Source organism: Paenibacillus wenxiniae, assembly GCF_039822605.1.
GTDB lineage: Bacteria > Bacillota > Bacilli > Paenibacillales > Paenibacillaceae > Saccharibacillus > Saccharibacillus wenxiniae.
Genome location: NZ_JBCGUH010000003.1, coordinates 602,522 through 619,420, shown reverse-complemented (window position 1 = coordinate 619,420; position 16,899 = coordinate 602,522). Strand labels below are relative to the sequence as shown.

Genomic DNA, 16,899 nt, shown 5'->3' with positions numbered 1-16,899 from the left:
AATGGTAATGCCCGAAGGTATAAGCAAAAAGCGAAAGGCAGCGTGAAGATCATGAGCATGCGATACACCGACTATGTTCGTTTAAAAAAAGGCAGATACCAATCTGTAGGCAAGTTTGGCGATGATATTTATGCGTATGAGATTTTAACAGGGGTGACCGACTCTCCCCAGTATCATCAGATTTCCAAAGAGGAATTTGATTCGTTTGAAAGCTGGGGGCAGCAAGAGCCAATGGATATGAAGAAGTTTTATGAAATTAAAAATCGACCTGCGCTGTGCGGTGGCTATCTGGGCAGTGAGTATTTGGATACGTCGCGGCTGCGAGATCTGTAAAGGAGTGACTCGGCTTGCATTTGTTAGATATTAATGAACTTTCCTCATCGCAAATTACAGACATCTTCAACCTAACCGATAAACTACAGCAGTCGGGTGACCAGCCATTACTACACGGTAAAACGGTCATCCTGTTTTTCCCGGAGAGCAGCTTGCGAACGAGAATTACATTTGAAAAAGGGATCAAACAATTGGGCGGCGAATCGATACTATTTCCGCCGGAGACGCTGGATCGCAGAGAAGAACTAATCGATACGATCAACTACATACAAAATTGGGCAGATGCGATCGTTGTCAGGCATGCTGACTTTTCGAAAGTAGTAGAGATGTCGGAGCATGCACGTATTCCGATCATTAATGCAATGACATCGGTTAATCATCCCTGCGAAATTTTGACGGATCTTTATTCGATTCGTGAGCAGCGAAGTGACTATACGGAGCTGACGTATACGTTTATCGGCCCTGCCAGTAACATATCCAGATCATGGGCAGACATTGCCAGCGTGATGAATTTAGATTTCCACCATGTTAGTGTACCAGGGCAGGCATTTGCGGAGCCTTCGTCTAACTATACGTTCCATACGGAGCTGGAAGAGGTTTTACCGTATAGTGATGTGATTTTGACCGACTCTTTACCGAATGAATTTCGCACCGAGGAGTATATTCGCCGCTATGGCATCACATTAGCCCGAATGCAGTTAACGAAGCCTGGCTCGATGTTGAATCCCTGTCCGCCCTTTTTCCGAGAGGAGGAAGTGAGTAGGGATGCGATCGATTCGGATTATTTTGTAGGTCATGCGTTTAAAAAGAATTTAATTTATGTGCAGCAGGCGATTTTGTTGTATTGCCTTTCTGTTTCATGCTAGATTAGCCTGATCGAAGTGAGAAGTGAGAAGTGAGAAGTGAGAAGTGAGAAGTGAGAAGTGAGGGGCAAAAATTGCGTGTACACATGTATTCCATCTGTCAATCCATGCACCAGACTTTCCATATTCGGCTGCAACCGATGCGATGTCGCAACTCATACAACAACCGTGCTCCAACAAGCAACGCTAACGCATCTGCAATGCCCAGCGACCCAATCATTCCGATCTTCCACCTTACCCGTTGAAAGGATACCTGATCACCATGAGTTTCCACTATAAAGAATATATACGCCTGAAAGATGGCGGCTACCATTCTGTCGGCAAATTTGGCGAACATATTTATGCGTATGAAGTGCTAACTGGCTTTACCGATACACCGGAGTATCATCAGATTTCCAAAGCGGAGTTTGATTCGTTTGAAGTCTGGGGTCGGAACGATAATATGGATATGCAGAAATTTTATGAGATTGCCGAGCGTCCTGTTTTGTGCAGCGGGTATCTGGGCAGAGCGGAGTTGGATACTGCACTTTTGCGGGATGTATAAGTGTAGCGATCGGCAACACCTATACATCCTACCACAATTACCAGTCGGATCATTGTTTCGATCCACGCTCTCGCTTGAGCGAAACAACTGGTGAATAGCAATGAATGTTACTTGCTACGTATGATTATGCACGATTGCTTCAAGAGGGCGCCAAACCACACGTATACACAACGATGAATCTTCTGCAACAGGCTGAACAGAAGACCTGGAATAGGAAGTTGATAAAGCTCAAGCGCGTAAGTTGCTTGAGCTTTTAGTATGGGATCATTGCGTTTCGATTTTCGTTCAGGGTACATCCCCATTCCTTGATGTGCGTTCAGGTGGTGATCATTTGGTTCATAGTGGAAGGAAAGTGAACCCGTTCAGTCTTACCGGATTGTCCACCCATCCAACAGGTTGAAAATATATATAAATCGATTGCATATGCCCATTCATCAAACGAATAAAATGTATATAAGGTGAATTTGTGACCGGTTGCACGATATTAGTAATTTGCAAATAGCAAGAGAACGTTGTCCTGCATAGGGAGAACGTACAAGCGACCCCTACAGTTGCTGCTCCAACTACGGTCATTCCGCAATATGTGAATGATGCCGAGATTGTGGACGGGCGCTTAACGTCTATGTTACGAGCATTGTCGTGGAGTGTGACCCGTTTGAAAAAGGGCATTAACTAGTTGGTTTTTGCGAATTTACTGCGGAATGCCGATGGCGTGATTCCTTCCTTTTTGGAAAAGCAGGAAGAATAATGAGAAAGATGATGAAAACCAACTTCTTCGGCAATTCGTGCTACAGGCCAAGAAGTGAGCAACAATAGTCGTTTGGACTGTTCAATCCGATAATGTTGCAAATAAGCCATCGGTGTCATGCCAAAAACTTTAAACATGTTTTTTGCCAAATAATTCGGATGGTAATTGAGTGCCTTTTGCAGCACTGTATTCGTAATATCGTCCATGTAATGGTTACGAATGTACAGCTCAATCTGCTCTGCCAAATGAAAGGCAGTAATATCGCTCGGCTCTGCTAGATCACGATCCAATTGTTGCAAAAAGGACTGAAAGATAGCTTGGCGTCGCCAGTTCCGCATCGATTTCGGTTCGGCTTCTTGTTTGAAAAACAGCTCCAGTTGTTCCATCGCTTTGGTAGAGATTTTCATATGTTTGGGAATAAAGATCGAGCATAGATCGCTATGATTCAGATACGCTTTATTTTTATGCTCTGCCATGAGTGCCTGCTGCTGATGGAGACAGTCTTTCATATCTGCACACTCTTGCCAACTGCCAAAGGTTTGAAAGTGAATCCAGATAATTTCGGTTTGTACGGTGCAGGGTGCAAATCCATAATGATGACCGTCCGGCAGCAAAATGATCCATTCGCCTGCATTTAATTGCCAGCACCCCCCGTTTTCACTGACAGGCAGACTGCCTTTGATCACAACGATCAGATCGAATACGCCGATACAGTTGCGGTCAATATGATAGTCGCCAATATCGTACGAAGCATGACCACAATCAACGAAATAAGGGATAGGCGGTGAAATAAAATGCAAAATGGACGCATTCATATACACAATTCCTCCAAAGGTTGAAAATATTAAAATTTAGGTTAAATACGCTTGTTTATTTTAATCTATAGTATGACATATTATAAGTAAAGCGCTTTCTTAAATGTTGTAATGATATAAATCGGTAGTATCCATGTATGTTTTTACAGAATGGAATATTGAACAATTATTCAGGGGGGATAGGGATGAAAAAGCAGAAATTGGCCGTATGGGTACTAGCCGCAATGACGACACTAAGCGTTATGCTGAGCGGTTGCGGAGGAAATGCAGGCAATAATGAGAGCGCTACCGCTACTGCGAATGGGGGAACCACACAGCCAACAAAAGTTGTGTTTTGGACGTTTGTGGATGCTCATCAGAAATTTATGGAGAGCATGGCGGAAAGTTGGAATAAAGCGCATCCCGATAAGCAGATCGCGCTGGAAGGCACAACGATTCCGTATGATGATATGCATACAAAGCTGCTAATTGCACTGCAATCCAGTGTGGGTGCTCCCGATCTGGTCGATATCGAACAGAGTAAATTCCCGAATTTTATGAAAGGCAAGCCGCAATTGATTACCCTGAATGATATCATTGAACCTGAATTAAGCCATATCGTAAAGTCCAGAGTGGACATTTACAGCAAGGATCATACGTATTACGGAATTGATTATCATGTTGGCGCAACGGTCATGTATTACAATAAAGAGCTGATGGATAAAGCGGGATTAAACGCCGACGATATTAAAACGTGGACTGATTTTGAAAATGCCGGTAAAGTGATGTTGGCTAAAACCGGCAAGCCGATGATTACATTTGAAGGTAACGGTAACTGGTCATGGTGGCCAGCGATCAGTCAGCAAGGCTCTGACCAGGTAGATGTTAACGGTAAACCGACTGTAGATGCACCGATCAATGTGAAGACGATGGATTTCTTTCAACATATGGTGAAAGAAGGAGTCGCTGCTGTTGCTCCAGGCGCTGGTCATGATACCGAAGAATATTTTGGTTATATGGACGCTGAAGGTGCCGCATCGGTATTTATGCCATTCTGGTTTATGGGGCGCTTTACAGACCATATGCCTGACCTTAAAGGCAAAATGATCATTCGTCCGATGCCTGCTTGGACAAAAGGCGGCAATCGTTCCGCAGGTATGGGCGGTACCGCAACCTCGATTACGAACCAGGCCCAAAATCCGGAATTGCTGAAACAGTTTTTGGCGTATGCTAAGCTGTCCAAAGAAGGTAACATTCAAATCTGGAAGCAGCTTGGATTTGATCCGATCCGTACCGATGTATGGACTGATCCGGCAATGAAGGAATCCAATAAATATACCGACTATTTTGGTACGGATATTTTTGATACATTGCTAAGCGTTAAGGATCAAATCGCCCCGGTTAACATTCGTGACATTTCGCCAAAAGTGTTTGACGATATTCGTAATGTAGCGATGCCCATGATCTTTATCGATATGAAAGACCCGGCAACCGTATTGAAAGAAGTACAACAAAAATTAGAATGATCTTCTGTAAACATGGAGTTGAAGCATCTAAAATCGGTATGACGGTAGCTGATATTCAATCGCTGCCGTCATATCAACATTAAACATACTGAAAAATGTGAAAGGAGCGGAGGTGATTCGATGCAACAAAAAATAACGAGAACAACAACTTTCGCGATCAAACCAAAACGTCGATTAGTCAATCCGCAGCAGCTTGCCCCGTATTTGTTTGTATTGCCGTTTATCATTTCGTTTCTGCTCTTTTTTGCCTATCCTTTGCTAAGTGCGATCATGATGAGTTTTCAGAGCGTATTGCCTGGAGAAGTAACATTTGTCGGTCTGGATAACTATCGGGAGCTATGGAATACAGATTTTGCTGATGCATTGTATAACAGCAGTCGGTATACGTTGTTTACGCTCGTGCTGCTGATTCCGATTCCTTTGTTGCTTGCTGTCCTGTTAAATTCCAAAAAAATGCCGTTCAGCAATTTTTTTCGCTCCACGCTATTTATTCCTGCTTTGACTTCGGTCGTAGTAGCTGGTGTCGTGTTTCGGATGATGTTTGGAGAGCTGGACGGGGCATTGATGAACTCGTTCCTCCACTTGTTCGGTATTTCTAGTCAGCGTTGGTTATACAGCTCCCAACTGTCCATGTTTGCTTTGCTCGTGCTGGCTTCATGGCGCTGGATCGGCATTAATTTGCTGTATTTTCTGTCCGCTTTGCAAAATATCCCGTCTGATTTGTATGAGGCGGCAGATATCGATGGTGCCAACACCAGAACGAAATTGCTGAAAATTACGGTGCCGCTGTTGAAGCCGATTACCATTTATGTGTTAACGATTAGCATTTACGGTGGGTATGCGATGTTTACCGAAAGCTATATGTTATGGGCAGGGAAGCCCTCTCCACAAAATATAGGGCTAACGATAGTCGGCTACATTTATCAGCAAGGTTTTCAATATTTCAATCTGGGTCTAGGTGCTGCCATAGGGATCGTACTGTTAGTCATTACGCTCGTAGTCAGCATGGTGCAGCTTACTTTAACCGGTATGTTTAAAAAGGAGGAGTAAAGTAATGAACACAGCACAGCATAAAAAATTTTCGCTTGCTTCTTTGCTCCTGTTCGCGTTGTTCTCGATTTTGGGCGTGCTGATGATGTTTCCGCTATATGCCTTGTTTTTGGCTTCGTTGAAGCCGGCGAGTGAATTATTCCGGTATGGATTAAATGTCCGGCTTGATTTCAGCTTGATGAGCTTGGACAATTACCGCAGCCTGTTTGGTGGCAAAGGTGAAGCAAGCTATTATTTTCAGTGGTATTTTAACAGTGTGATAATTACGGTTCTGTTTACGATATTTAGTCTGCTTTTTTCCTCTATGGTTGGCTATGGACTGGGGATGTATCGTTTTAAAGGCCGCAATTTGATCTTCACGCTTGTGCTGATCGTGATGATGATTCCGGTAGAGATTATTTTGCTGCCATTATACAAATTAGTAGTTGGCTTGAAGCTGATCAATTCCATCTGGGGTGTCATCCTTCCTTTTGTGGTCGCACCGCTGCCGATTTTCTTTTTTCGCCAATTTGCGCTCGGTTTGCCCAAAGATTTTATGGATGCAGGACGGATTGACGGATGTACCGAATTTGGCATTTTCTTTCGGATCATGGCACCGCTGATGGCGCCAGCATATGGAGCGATCGCGATTTTACAGGCGATGAATAGCTGGAATAATTTTCTATGGCCGCTAATCGTGCTTAGAACGACGGACAAGTTTACATTACCGATTGGGCTTGCTTCATTTGTGACACCGCTCGGCAGTAACTATGAAGCTTTGATCGCAGGTGCGGTGCTGGCGATCTTACCGATTTTGCTCCTGTTCTTATTTTTCCAGCGGTACTTTATCGAAGGACTGACTGTAGGCGGAGTTAAAGGCTAGTACATTGAGCGAGATTAATTTGAGTTTTAAGTCGGATTTAAACGCTTATTTATAATGATTTTTGTACACAAAAAATTAGAATTTAACTTGGTCTGTGTACTGGTGCTGTTGCGATTAAGCAAAGTCAGGCGGCTCCTATAGGCTGACTATGTAAATAATGAAGGATAGAGGTGAGAACTTGCATTTACTTCGGAACCATACATTTGAAATGCTCCTGTCACCTTACGGAACGTTGGAATCGTTAGTTATTGTCGACGATCCGGTAAAGATGAATTGGGTCATCGATGCCGATTATGTGACAAAAGCCGGGTACGCTGATGAAGATAAGCGATTCGGGCAGTGGAGTGTTATCGCAGATGGTGAATGGATCGAGAGCACCAGCCTACCCCTGCATATTGAAGTCGTAGAGGATCAAGCGGCTACCGTTCATTTTGCACATCCTAAACTGACTGTGCAACATGAATACGTGCTAAACAACGACGGGGAGTGGACTTGGAATATTCGTTGCTCCAATCCAAGTCATTCGGCTGTCGTGCTCAGCGGTTTTCATTGTTGGTTCTCGCTGGCGTATATTATGTTTCGCGATCATAATGTGTTAAAAAATATGAACCATTCCTGTGCGGTTTTTCCTCATCTAGGCGGAGACTATAGCAAATTTGCGGCTGTACGTCGCAGTAATGAGGCTCCTCATCTTGCCGTATACAGTACAGGTGAGCGTGTTGCCGCTTTGGGCACCCATTGCAGTTATGTCAATCGATTTTTGGAGCAGGTGTCACCATCACTGGATGGAATGTTATACCACCGACTGTCCTTTGTGGAGGATGGCAGCTCGCTACAGCAGTCGGCAGACGATGATTGGATTTACGGTGGCGACTACAGTTCCATAAAGCTTGAGCCTTTGGACGAAAAAGTATGGTCGTTTGTGTTTACGACTTTTCATGAACAAGCCGACTTTTATACTAAAGCAAAGCAATATGAGCACCCGGTGTGGAACTATTCGTCTGTAACGACGACGGAAGGAAAGTTTATAGCTGAAGTGCAATTGCCGGAAAATGAAACTTTGCAGTCGGCGATCATGTATAGCGTGACCGGTGCTACAGGCGTTGTTAAAGAAACCGATATTTTAAATGAATTTAAAAACGTGCCTGATTCCGAATGTAAGCGATTGCGAATAGTACGGCCTATCCAAGCTGCTGGAGAGATCAAGCTGGTGGCTACGCTGTCTAACGGAAAATGCGATGTGCTGGTCGGCAATGTGCTTGAACCGCTCCATATCATGATGGAGCAAAGAGCAGCCTGGCTATGTAACTATAGCTTTAACGCAGACGTTGCGACAAGGCCGTATGCGATTTTGCCACTATCCAATCAAGGAGAATCACTGGGCAAATTATCATTTATTTTAATGAAAAATCTGCTTTCAATTCCGATAACAGAGCAAATACGCAAGGTGGAAGAAACCGCTTTTTTTGATCTGAAGCAGCACTGGTTTGAAAATGGGAACTTTCAGTGTCCAAAACCGTTATATGGCGAGTTTTATCGTATTTATGATTTTGATTATATCGGTCATGTCTATTATTTGCTGTCCCAATTTGAGCCATCCCAGTTGCATTATGGAAGCCCAGTGATGTATTTGAAGTGGGCAGCCGAGGTGATGTGTATGAGGCTTGACGAACAGTTCCACCAGAATAAGCGTGAGCAGGAAGAATCCCAGCTTGTGGGCGTATTCGTGCTTTATATCGCTGATTTGTTACACGATTTGCAGGAGCATCGTTTGACGGATTGGCACGATAAGCTGAGCAAGCTATGGCTGACACTGGTAAGCAGGTTGCAGGCAGATTCTGCTACTTACAAGGGCGCGATTACAGAGCATTTTTATGATAACGCAGGCTTTGCGCTCACATGTCAAGCATTATGTCTGGCAGGGTTAACGGTTGAAGCGGAACGGTATGCGCCACTGATTGTTGCCAATATCGGGTTTAGCAATGATTACAGAGCCAATGCCCCGGATCGCTGGTGGGAAGCGTTATCCTTTATGACGCATTCGTTATGGGGTGGATTGGCGGCAAGTGCTGCTCTGTTCTGTTATGAAAAGCTTGCCCATGTTCACTTGCTCGAAGCCGGTTATCGCGCCACGATGACGATGTTCCATTGTTATGACTGGAATGTTCATTCTACGATGCGCAAGCTCAAACCAGGCGAGGCAGCTTCAACATACAGCATTGCCGCGCCGAATCTGAATATGCCGCAACTGTCCCGAAACCGCTTTGGACAATCCATTTTCAAAACATCGAATGATCCGTTATTTAGTAGTCTGTTTGCAGATATTAAAGGAGATGACTGGGATATGGGCGAAGAACTGGTGGCTTATTTGCTCGGTTTTGGATCAACGACTTATTTGTATACCGACAGTAAAGGGCAGCTTCAGTGCATCAACGGTCTAATTGAACCGGATGAATCCGGCGGCTGGATGATTACGAGCTATGCCGCTTATCCAACCCAATATGTACTGCTGGAGCAAGGGTTAGTATTTACTTCACCAACAGGAGAAATCGTGAAGCGTGTGATGCTGACAAACGGTAAATTTGAAAGTGCACAATTGATGATTTGACGAAAGCTGGGGCAATGAAGCGTTATCGAATGTCATCATCCCTCTGTATCCTGCTATAACGATCGTCGATACCGACATGAATAGGATCGATCCCTATGAAGGAGGCTACAATGAATACGTATTCCAAGAAATGGACATGTATTACGATTGCGGTGCTGCTGCTCTTTCCAAATTTGCCCCTCTATGTGAGCGCTTCGTCCGCGACAGCAACAACAGTGAAAGAGAATACAATCGCCAATGCCAGTCTATCGGCAAAGGTCGGTGATCTCGGACAAATCGAAGAACTGTATATCAATAATAATCCTCTTAACAAACAAGGACAGCCGATCAATTTTGTGCTTCCCAATACGACTTCGCCACAAAATGATATCCAGCATCAGTGGATGGGGGAGATGCTCTTTTCGTATCGTACAGGGGACAGTGCACAATTTCCATCGAACAGGGACAGTTTTGTAGAGGTGGATACGAACAAAACGCTGGCAGCTGGCGGCTCCACCGGATATTCGGTCATCAATCCCGATAACCCTTCTATTAATAAAACGGTATCCGCGGATGGAAAACGAGTCGAAATCAATTTTATCGGGCAACATTTGGATTCTTCCGCCCAGCGTGTAATGAAAGGCTTCGATGTAAAATCCGTTTTCGATATGCAAACCGATGATGGCTCGCTGCTGTGGAAAATCACCATCAAAAACAAAAGTAATAAATATATAGAATTTGGCGATATCGGCTTGCCGATGCCTTGGAACAATAAATATCAGACGTTAGCCGATACGTATGATGACCGTGTAACAGTGCATAATTTTGCTGGTGCCGATAGTGGCTATTCATATGCCATTCGTACGAGCGGTGAAGGAAACTTTATGATGTTTAGCCCGGTGCCGGAAAGCGGTGCGCGGATTGAATATGTGGATTACTGGATGCACGAAAATGGAGAGCGACGTGCTGGGGATACATTTGCCAACTGGACGGGCGACAGTGGCGGCTGGTATCCGGGGTTGAATGTGCTGTATATTCATTCCAAAGATATCCAGCAAACAGGGCGAGGTTATTTTACCGACGCCACCAGTCTGGTGCTAGCACCAGAGCAATCCCAAACGTATACATTTAAATTTTCGGCGATTCGTGCCGGCGATAATACACCGCAGAAAAATGCGGCGAGCGTCAATAACAGCTCCCACTCGATGGAAGATCGCGAAGCTAATTTGCGATCCGTTCTTTACAAATCCGGTATGATTGATGCCGTAGCACTGCCAGGCTTTCAGACCGCCATCAATATGCCTGTAAAGCTGGATTTGCATTATGACGACAGCCTGATTGATGTGAATTCGATTACTATTCAGAATGTAGGCGAAAATGATCCGTTCGATGCCGCACATATTCCGAATATTAAGCCAGGCCAGAGCCGGAGCGAGATGGTGGATCATTCGCGTGCGGGACGCGGGCTTCCCGGCGGTAATGTGGGCTACAGCAAATCGTGTACGTTTCTGGAAACGAAAATCGTAAATGGTGAGCAGCATCATCTTTATTCGCTCCAATTCGATACGCTCGGCAACAATAGCGTGCGTGTACAATATAAGCTGAAAAAAGGCGATGAATGGGTGGACAAATTTACCCAATTTGAATTTAATGTGTTGGCTGAATTGGATGCTACGGTGACAGCTCATTCCAAGTTTATGGTCGATAAGACCCAAGACAAAGACCCGACCAGCCCGACCTATGGCAACTACTTCGATTGGTATTTGAGCGGTGGGAAAGATTTGAATATCAATCACTGGGGCGACGATTGGAGCCATGATAACATTAACTTTATAACGATGAAAAATGTGCTTGCTCCCAATCCTGACGAAATTCGCTCCATTGAAACGTACTTGATCGACTTTATGTGGAAGCGGTTTATGAAAAATACGCAGGACAGCTATATCGTTGCCAACTGGCTCAAAGATTCGGGTGCGTATACGGATAAAGACAAGCCCTATACGCGTGCATTTTCCGAAGTGATGGAAGCAACTGGATTTTTTAATATGTACCGGATTCAGAAGGCTTATCCGAATCTGATTGAATATCGGGAATCACCACAATTTTATTTGGAAAAGGCGTATAACATCTATTACAAACGTGCTTCCGCTGATGCAATTGGATTTTATGGCGAACAGCAAATTCCGGATATGATTGAAGCGCTCAAGGAAGAAGGCATGCCGACCGAATCGGCTAATCTTCAGAAGAAGTTTGCTCTGGATAAAGGACGGAATATTACGTACGCGGCTTATCCGTACGGTTCGGAATTTGAATATGACAATACCGGTGAAGAAGGAGCTTATGCCGCGGCGAAGGCATTGCGAACGTATTATCCTCAAGATACACGTGCAGGCGCAGCTGAGAAAAGCATGGAAATGGCAGACTGGAAAACCCGTGCGATGAGAGGAATTCAGCCAACCTGGTTTCATTATTCCGTCCCAGTTTTCCGTGGGGGTGAAGGCTGGTGGAACTTCCAATATACCGCTTCATTAGCCGGATACATTATGGATGACTGGCTTCGTTATGAAAATGACGACAGATCATTAGCACAGACCGCGCTTGCGCAGCAGCGTAATTATGCGGCAAAGATTTCAAACTTTAATGCCGTTAACATGGGCCATATTACAGCCAACTCGGTTGGCAGCACATCCTGGCGCTACTCTATGTACAAAGGGGGCACCGGCACAAAAGATGTATACGATGGTGGCTCACGCGTGATGAGCAACGGTTGGAACGATTTCTCTGGTGAATCGGAAGAAGGGTTGTATGGCTCTTTGCTGAGCATCAGCTCTGATATCGTAACCGATCCGGTATTCGGTCTGTTCGGATATGGAGCGTTGGTTACCGTCGAAGGTGACACCTACCGGATTACACCAAAAGATGGATTTGGCAAGCGAATCAACCTGCTAGATCAAAAAATGTATCTGAATGCGGAAAGCGACAAAATCGAAAGTGCGCAAATTCAAAAAGACGGCAGTGCGTTCACATTGCAGCTGCTGAATACAGCCGGCAAAGAGCATACGTCTCGCATTTCATTTGACGGAGTAGGCATGAACAATGGCTACTATAGCCTGATGTTGAATGGCACAGCAGCCGGACAGTTTTATGTGAAAAATAACAAGGGTACAGCGATGTTCGAAATGGACAGCGCGCCAAACGCAAAATTGACCATTACCAAAATGACCGGCGGTGAAAATGCAACACCGCATAGTACAGTTGAACTGGCAACAAGCAATCCGCAGGCGCTAAAGCCGTTTATGCTAAACGGTATAGTAACCGATGATGGCGCACCAGCAGGGAAATTGACGTACCAATGGGAAGTCGTCAGCGCTCCAGAGGGCGGAAAGCTAAGCTTTAATCATCCGCAAGCAAGTATTACGCAAGCTACCGGTACCAAACAAGGTGCATATACCGTGAAACTTAGCGCGAGCGACGGACAGAAAACCGCTGCTGGGCAAGTAACGTTCGAGTTGGCTGCACCGCCAGATAAACAGCCGCCAATGATTACGCAGGCGACGGCGGTTCAGGATACGTATAATACTAGTGTCGTACTGCTGTCCGGCAAGGCGACCTCTGATCCGTTGTACAGCGAGTCAGCAACGACGCAACTGACCTATGCTTGGTCTGTTAAACAACAACCGGAAGGTAGCGCCACTATTCCGTTCATCGATGGCGCTAAAGCATCCGCCTATGCTTCGGTAAGCAAGGCAGGCACGTATGTGTTTACTTTGACCGTTGCAGATGGAGATAAGCAGGTCAGCAAAGATGTGACGCTTCAGATCAAGCAAGATGCTGTTAATGCTTATCGGGCGCTTAACGTAGTGACCAGCAAAGGTATAGCTCCGGTGCTTCCAGGTCAAATTAACGTGCTAGCCGAGGATGGATACCGTGAACGGGACATCGTTTGGGATAACATCGATCCGAACAAGTATGCCAATACAGGTCAATTTGAAGCAAGCGGTACAATCAAAGACAGTGCGTTAACCGTACAAGCTGCTGTATATGTAGTAAATGCAGAGCTGCGCAATGAGGCACTGACAGCAACTGCTTCCGCCAGCTTCTCTGGCGGCGATGGCTACCCGGAAGCGATGAACAATGGCATCGATCCGAAAAGCTCGTCAGATTTCTCACCGAACCGTAATGCTGCCAACAGCGCATGGCACAATTGGGGCAGAGAAGGTGAACCGTCATGGGTGATGTATGAATGGGACCAGCCTTTCTTAGCTTCTTCGATGAATGTGTATGTGTTCCAAGATGGCGGAGGTAACTTCCGTCCGAAAGACATGCAGCTTATGCTTCGTGATGAGGACGGACAATGGTATACGCCACGCGGTATAAACGGTCTTGGCAATGAGCTGGATAAATACAATACGACGACGTTTGAACCCACCTATATTACCGGTATCCGTCTGGATATGAAGCCTACTGCCTTGGGCACCGGTATTCTGGAATGGAAAGTAAACGGCTATACGGATGCAGTGAATAATTCAGAATTGGTCAAATTGTACAATTATGCTAACTCTTTAGATGAAACGAAGCTCGCAGAGCCGGGTCTTGAACCGATTGCCACCGCAAAAGCGGAAGCGGCTGCCGTCATCAAAAACAGAACGGCTACCGATGAAGAAGTGGCTCAAGCACGTGAAAAATTGCTTGCCGCTCTGCGTCTGCTGCGTCCACGCGAGGGCAATATGGCTTTCTTAGCTAATGTTTCGTCTAGTTATACTTCGCCGTGGGAAAATCTAGCAGCGGTCAATGACGGCAATAAAGAGAGCAATAGTTTGCATTGGGGAACATGGGGACATGACAATGAAGAGGAATGGGTGCAATACGACTGGCCACAAGGCGCTACAATCCGAAGTTCGAATCTGGTACTGTGGTCAGATGGAGGTGGCATCCAAGCACCTACCCGATTAGTCTACTCGTATATTCCGGCAGATAGCGTTACGAACGAATGGGTTATAGCGGGATCGGTTACGAACGGAATCCAAGTAGTGGATCATACCCCAGCCCAATCTTCAAATCCGTATACGTTTGGCAATGGACTGGAAGTGAAAGCACTGCGAGTGAGTCTGACAAAGCAAGCAGCGAATATTAACGGGGTTGGTCTATGGGAATGGGAAGCGTCTTCCGATGCAACCGAATCGGCTCGTGAAGCGCCGACAGCTCCAGCTGGGGTAGCACCGTCTACCTTAAATGGAAATGATGGCAAGCTGATCGATGTCACAACAGAGATGGAGTATAAAAAAGAAGATGCAACACAATATACTGCCATCACAGGCAACGAGGTTACAGGTCTGACCGCCGGCAATTATTATGTCCGATATATAAAAACCGATTCGCAAAATGCTAGCCTGGCTAAGAAAGTTACCGTTCCGGAAGGGCAAGCTCAGCAATAAGCGCTGCTGGATTCGGGCGGACGGTAGCATAGCTAATTTTTGAATGCCCAGGGGAAGTACAGGTAGCGCGCGGTAAATTATAACAAGTAGGAATGGTGTTACCGTATAGCGCTGGCTTAGTTAGGCGACATGGTACACCATACCCTATTCATGGACGAACAGCCCTTCACCGATAATGGTAGCAAGGGCTGTTTGTTGCGTTGCCAGCAGGAACACAGCATACAAAGCATGAGCCATAAGTATACAGTGACTGGCTATAATTCCATTGTACTCCTATGAAAACCATGTTACTCTGAGGAGTGGCAAACGCAAACGGGATGTTATGCAGCACATCCAGGCAACCAAACCATTTTAGCTGCAAAGAAAGGTAACACGAATGATTAAAGTTGATAATTTGTCCTTCTCGTTCCCACAGAAGGAATTGTATACGAATATTACATTTACGCTTGAGGAAGGTCAGCACTGTGCCTTTATCGGAACGAGCGGTAGTGGCAAAAGTACGCTGGTCGATATCCTGCTCGAACCAAGCAGATACTTGTTCGATGGTAAGCTGGAGATTGATCCAGCCTGCACGATTGGATATGTCAGTCAGTTCTCACAGGTGGATGCTAATGCAGAAATCACCGTTTTTGAATATATCGGCGAAACGTTTATTAAGCTGCAAAATGATATCAACGCGATCTACGCGGAGATGGAAACGACAGACGATATGGATGCATTGATGGAGCGATGCCAACTGGCGCTGGACGCATTTGAAGCGGTGGATGGACATAATTTTGAAAATACGATCAACAAGCAGCTCAATCTAGCGAACCTGATGAAGCTGAAAGATACGAACGTATCCGCTTTGAGCGGCGGCGAATTCAAGCTCGTTCAGGTGATGAAAGAAATGCTGAGTCGCCCCGATCTGATGATCATGGATGAACCGGATGTATTTTTGGACTTTGAAAACCTGAATGCACTCAAAAAGCTGATCAATTCCCACAAAGGCATGCTGCTCGTCGTGACGCATAATCGCTATCTGCTCAATCATTGCTTTAATAAAATTATTCATCTGGAAAATAAAGAACTGCAAGAGTTCGATGGACGATATATCGACTATAACTTCTCTCTACTGCAAACGAAGATCGAGATGCAGGAGATTGCCGTAGCGGAAGCGGAAGAAGTGGCACGCAATGAAGCGCTTATCGATAATCTGCGCACGATCGCCACGTACAATTCGGATGAATCGCGCGGTAGAGCGCTCAAAGCGAGAATGAAGCTACAGGAACGTTTTGAAGCGAGCCGGATTAAAGCGCCATTCGTGGATGTGAAGCAACCGACGATTTATTTTGAATTGGAGAAGCCGTTGGAGCAAGATGCGGTGGTCGTCAGCGTGCAAAACTATGGCATTTCGTTCGATGAGCTGCTGCTGGAAAACGTAAGCTTTGAGATTGGAGCGACCGATAAAGTCGCGATTATCGGCGCTAACGGAACGGGGAAAACGACGCTGCTGCGCGAAATCGCGCGAAATCAGCATCAGTCGATCACGATCAACGAGGAAGCACAAGTCGCGTATCTATCCCAGATTCAAGACGAAACGCTGCAAGGTTCCAATACGATGCTGACCGAGTTCATCGAAGCTGGATTTGCCACATATGACGATGTACGCGCCCATCTAGCGACGTATGGCTTTGAAGGCGAAATTCTGAACCAAAAGATCGAATCGTTGTCCGGCGGCGAAAAGAATATGCTGCAACTGGCGAAAGTAGCTGCCAGTGGAGCCAATCTGCTGCTGCTCGACGAGCCGACCAGTCATCTGGACATTTATACGCAGATTGCATTGGAAAGGGCGATGATCGAGTACAAAGGTGCGATAGTGATGATTTCCCATGACTTTTATTCGGTTGTGAATGGGATGGATTATGTGCTGATCATCGACAATAAGACGATTCGGAAGATGAGCATGCGGAAATTCAGACAGATGATCTATGCGAGTCATTTTAGTAAGGATTATTTGCAGGCGGAAGAGAAGAAGAAGGCTGTGGAGATGCAGATTGAGCTGCTGTTGAAGGCTGGAGAGTTTGAGAAGGCGAAGGTGTTGGTGGAGGAGTTGGAAGGGTTGATTAAGTTGGTTTAGTAGACCAGCGCGAGCGAGTGTGAATTGAAAGCTCGTAA

General features: G+C 45.6%; 10 protein-coding genes. 9 read left to right on the top strand and 1 reads right to left on the bottom strand.

What is annotated here, in order from left to right:
- Nucleotides 1-51 precede the first annotated feature (51 nt).
- The 3 genes from AAHF22_RS08535 (at nt 52) to AAHF22_RS08525 (ending at nt 1,740) form a co-directional block, all read left to right on the top strand.
- Entirely contained in the window at nt 52-333 is a 282-nt protein-coding gene (locus AAHF22_RS08535) for a hypothetical protein (RefSeq protein WP_347324571.1), read from the top strand.
- 14 nt (nt 334-347) lie between these two features.
- Nucleotides 348-1,199, top strand: a complete 852-nt coding sequence (locus AAHF22_RS08530; RefSeq protein ID WP_347324570.1) for an ornithine carbamoyltransferase — start codon at nt 348-350, stop codon at nt 1,197-1,199.
- A gap of 259 nt (nt 1,200-1,458) precedes the next feature.
- Nucleotides 1,459-1,740, top strand: a complete 282-nt coding sequence (locus AAHF22_RS08525) for a hypothetical protein (protein WP_347324569.1) — start codon at nt 1,459-1,461, stop codon at nt 1,738-1,740.
- A gap of 672 nt (nt 1,741-2,412) precedes the next feature.
- Here the strand turns inward: AAHF22_RS08525 and AAHF22_RS08520 are convergent.
- Nucleotides 2,413-3,303 (bottom strand): helix-turn-helix transcriptional regulator, encoded by an 891-nt coding sequence (locus tag AAHF22_RS08520; RefSeq protein ID WP_347324568.1) that lies wholly within the window; start codon nt 3,301-3,303, stop codon nt 2,413-2,415.
- A 185-nt stretch (nt 3,304-3,488) separates the two neighbouring features.
- Between AAHF22_RS08520 and AAHF22_RS08515 the strand changes: the two genes are divergently transcribed.
- The 6 genes from AAHF22_RS08515 to AAHF22_RS08490 all read left to right on the top strand — a co-directional run bounded on the left by AAHF22_RS08515 (nt 3,489) and on the right by AAHF22_RS08490 (nt 16,861).
- Nucleotides 3,489-4,808, top strand: a complete 1,320-nt coding sequence (locus AAHF22_RS08515; protein WP_347324567.1) for an ABC transporter substrate-binding protein — start codon at nt 3,489-3,491, stop codon at nt 4,806-4,808.
- Between the two features lie 120 nt (nt 4,809-4,928).
- The gene (locus tag AAHF22_RS08510; protein WP_347324566.1) at nt 4,929-5,858 is read left to right on the top strand and encodes a carbohydrate ABC transporter permease; all 930 of its coding nucleotides are present in this window, start codon (nt 4,929-4,931) and stop codon (nt 5,856-5,858) included.
- 4 nt (nt 5,859-5,862) lie between these two features.
- Nucleotides 5,863-6,720, top strand: coding sequence for a carbohydrate ABC transporter permease (locus tag AAHF22_RS08505; RefSeq protein WP_347324565.1), 858 nt, complete (start codon nt 5,863-5,865; stop codon nt 6,718-6,720).
- Nucleotides 6,721-6,898: 178 nt separating this feature from the next.
- Nucleotides 6,899-9,328, top strand: coding sequence for a hypothetical protein (locus AAHF22_RS08500; protein ID WP_347324564.1), 2,430 nt, complete (start codon nt 6,899-6,901; stop codon nt 9,326-9,328).
- Between the two features lie 110 nt (nt 9,329-9,438).
- Nucleotides 9,439-14,742, top strand: coding sequence for a DUF5695 domain-containing protein (locus AAHF22_RS08495; protein ID WP_347324563.1), 5,304 nt, complete (start codon nt 9,439-9,441; stop codon nt 14,740-14,742).
- A 376-nt stretch (nt 14,743-15,118) separates the two neighbouring features.
- Nucleotides 15,119-16,861, top strand: a complete 1,743-nt coding sequence (locus tag AAHF22_RS08490; protein WP_347324562.1) for an ABC-F family ATP-binding cassette domain-containing protein — start codon at nt 15,119-15,121, stop codon at nt 16,859-16,861.
- The last annotated feature ends 38 nt before the right edge of the window (nt 16,862-16,899 follow it).

Bases quoted from the DNA above. Each gene is read 5' to 3' on its own strand.
- AAHF22_RS08535 (WP_347324571.1), top strand. From the start codon at position 52: ATGAGCATGCGATACACCGACTATGTTCGTTTAAAAAAAGGCAGATAC.
- AAHF22_RS08490 (WP_347324562.1), top strand. From the start codon at position 15,119: ATGATTAAAGTTGATAATTTGTCCTTCTCGTTCCCACAGAAGGAATTG.
- AAHF22_RS08505 (WP_347324565.1), top strand. From the start codon at position 5,863: ATGAACACAGCACAGCATAAAAAATTTTCGCTTGCTTCTTTGCTCCTG.
- AAHF22_RS08520 (WP_347324568.1), bottom strand. From the start codon at position 3,303: ATGAATGCGTCCATTTTGCATTTTATTTCACCGCCTATCCCTTATTTC.
- AAHF22_RS08515 (WP_347324567.1), top strand. From the start codon at position 3,489: ATGAAAAAGCAGAAATTGGCCGTATGGGTACTAGCCGCAATGACGACA.
- AAHF22_RS08510 (WP_347324566.1), top strand. From the start codon at position 4,929: ATGCAACAAAAAATAACGAGAACAACAACTTTCGCGATCAAACCAAAA.
- AAHF22_RS08495 (WP_347324563.1), top strand. From the start codon at position 9,439: ATGAATACGTATTCCAAGAAATGGACATGTATTACGATTGCGGTGCTG.
- AAHF22_RS08525 (WP_347324569.1), top strand. From the start codon at position 1,459: ATGAGTTTCCACTATAAAGAATATATACGCCTGAAAGATGGCGGCTAC.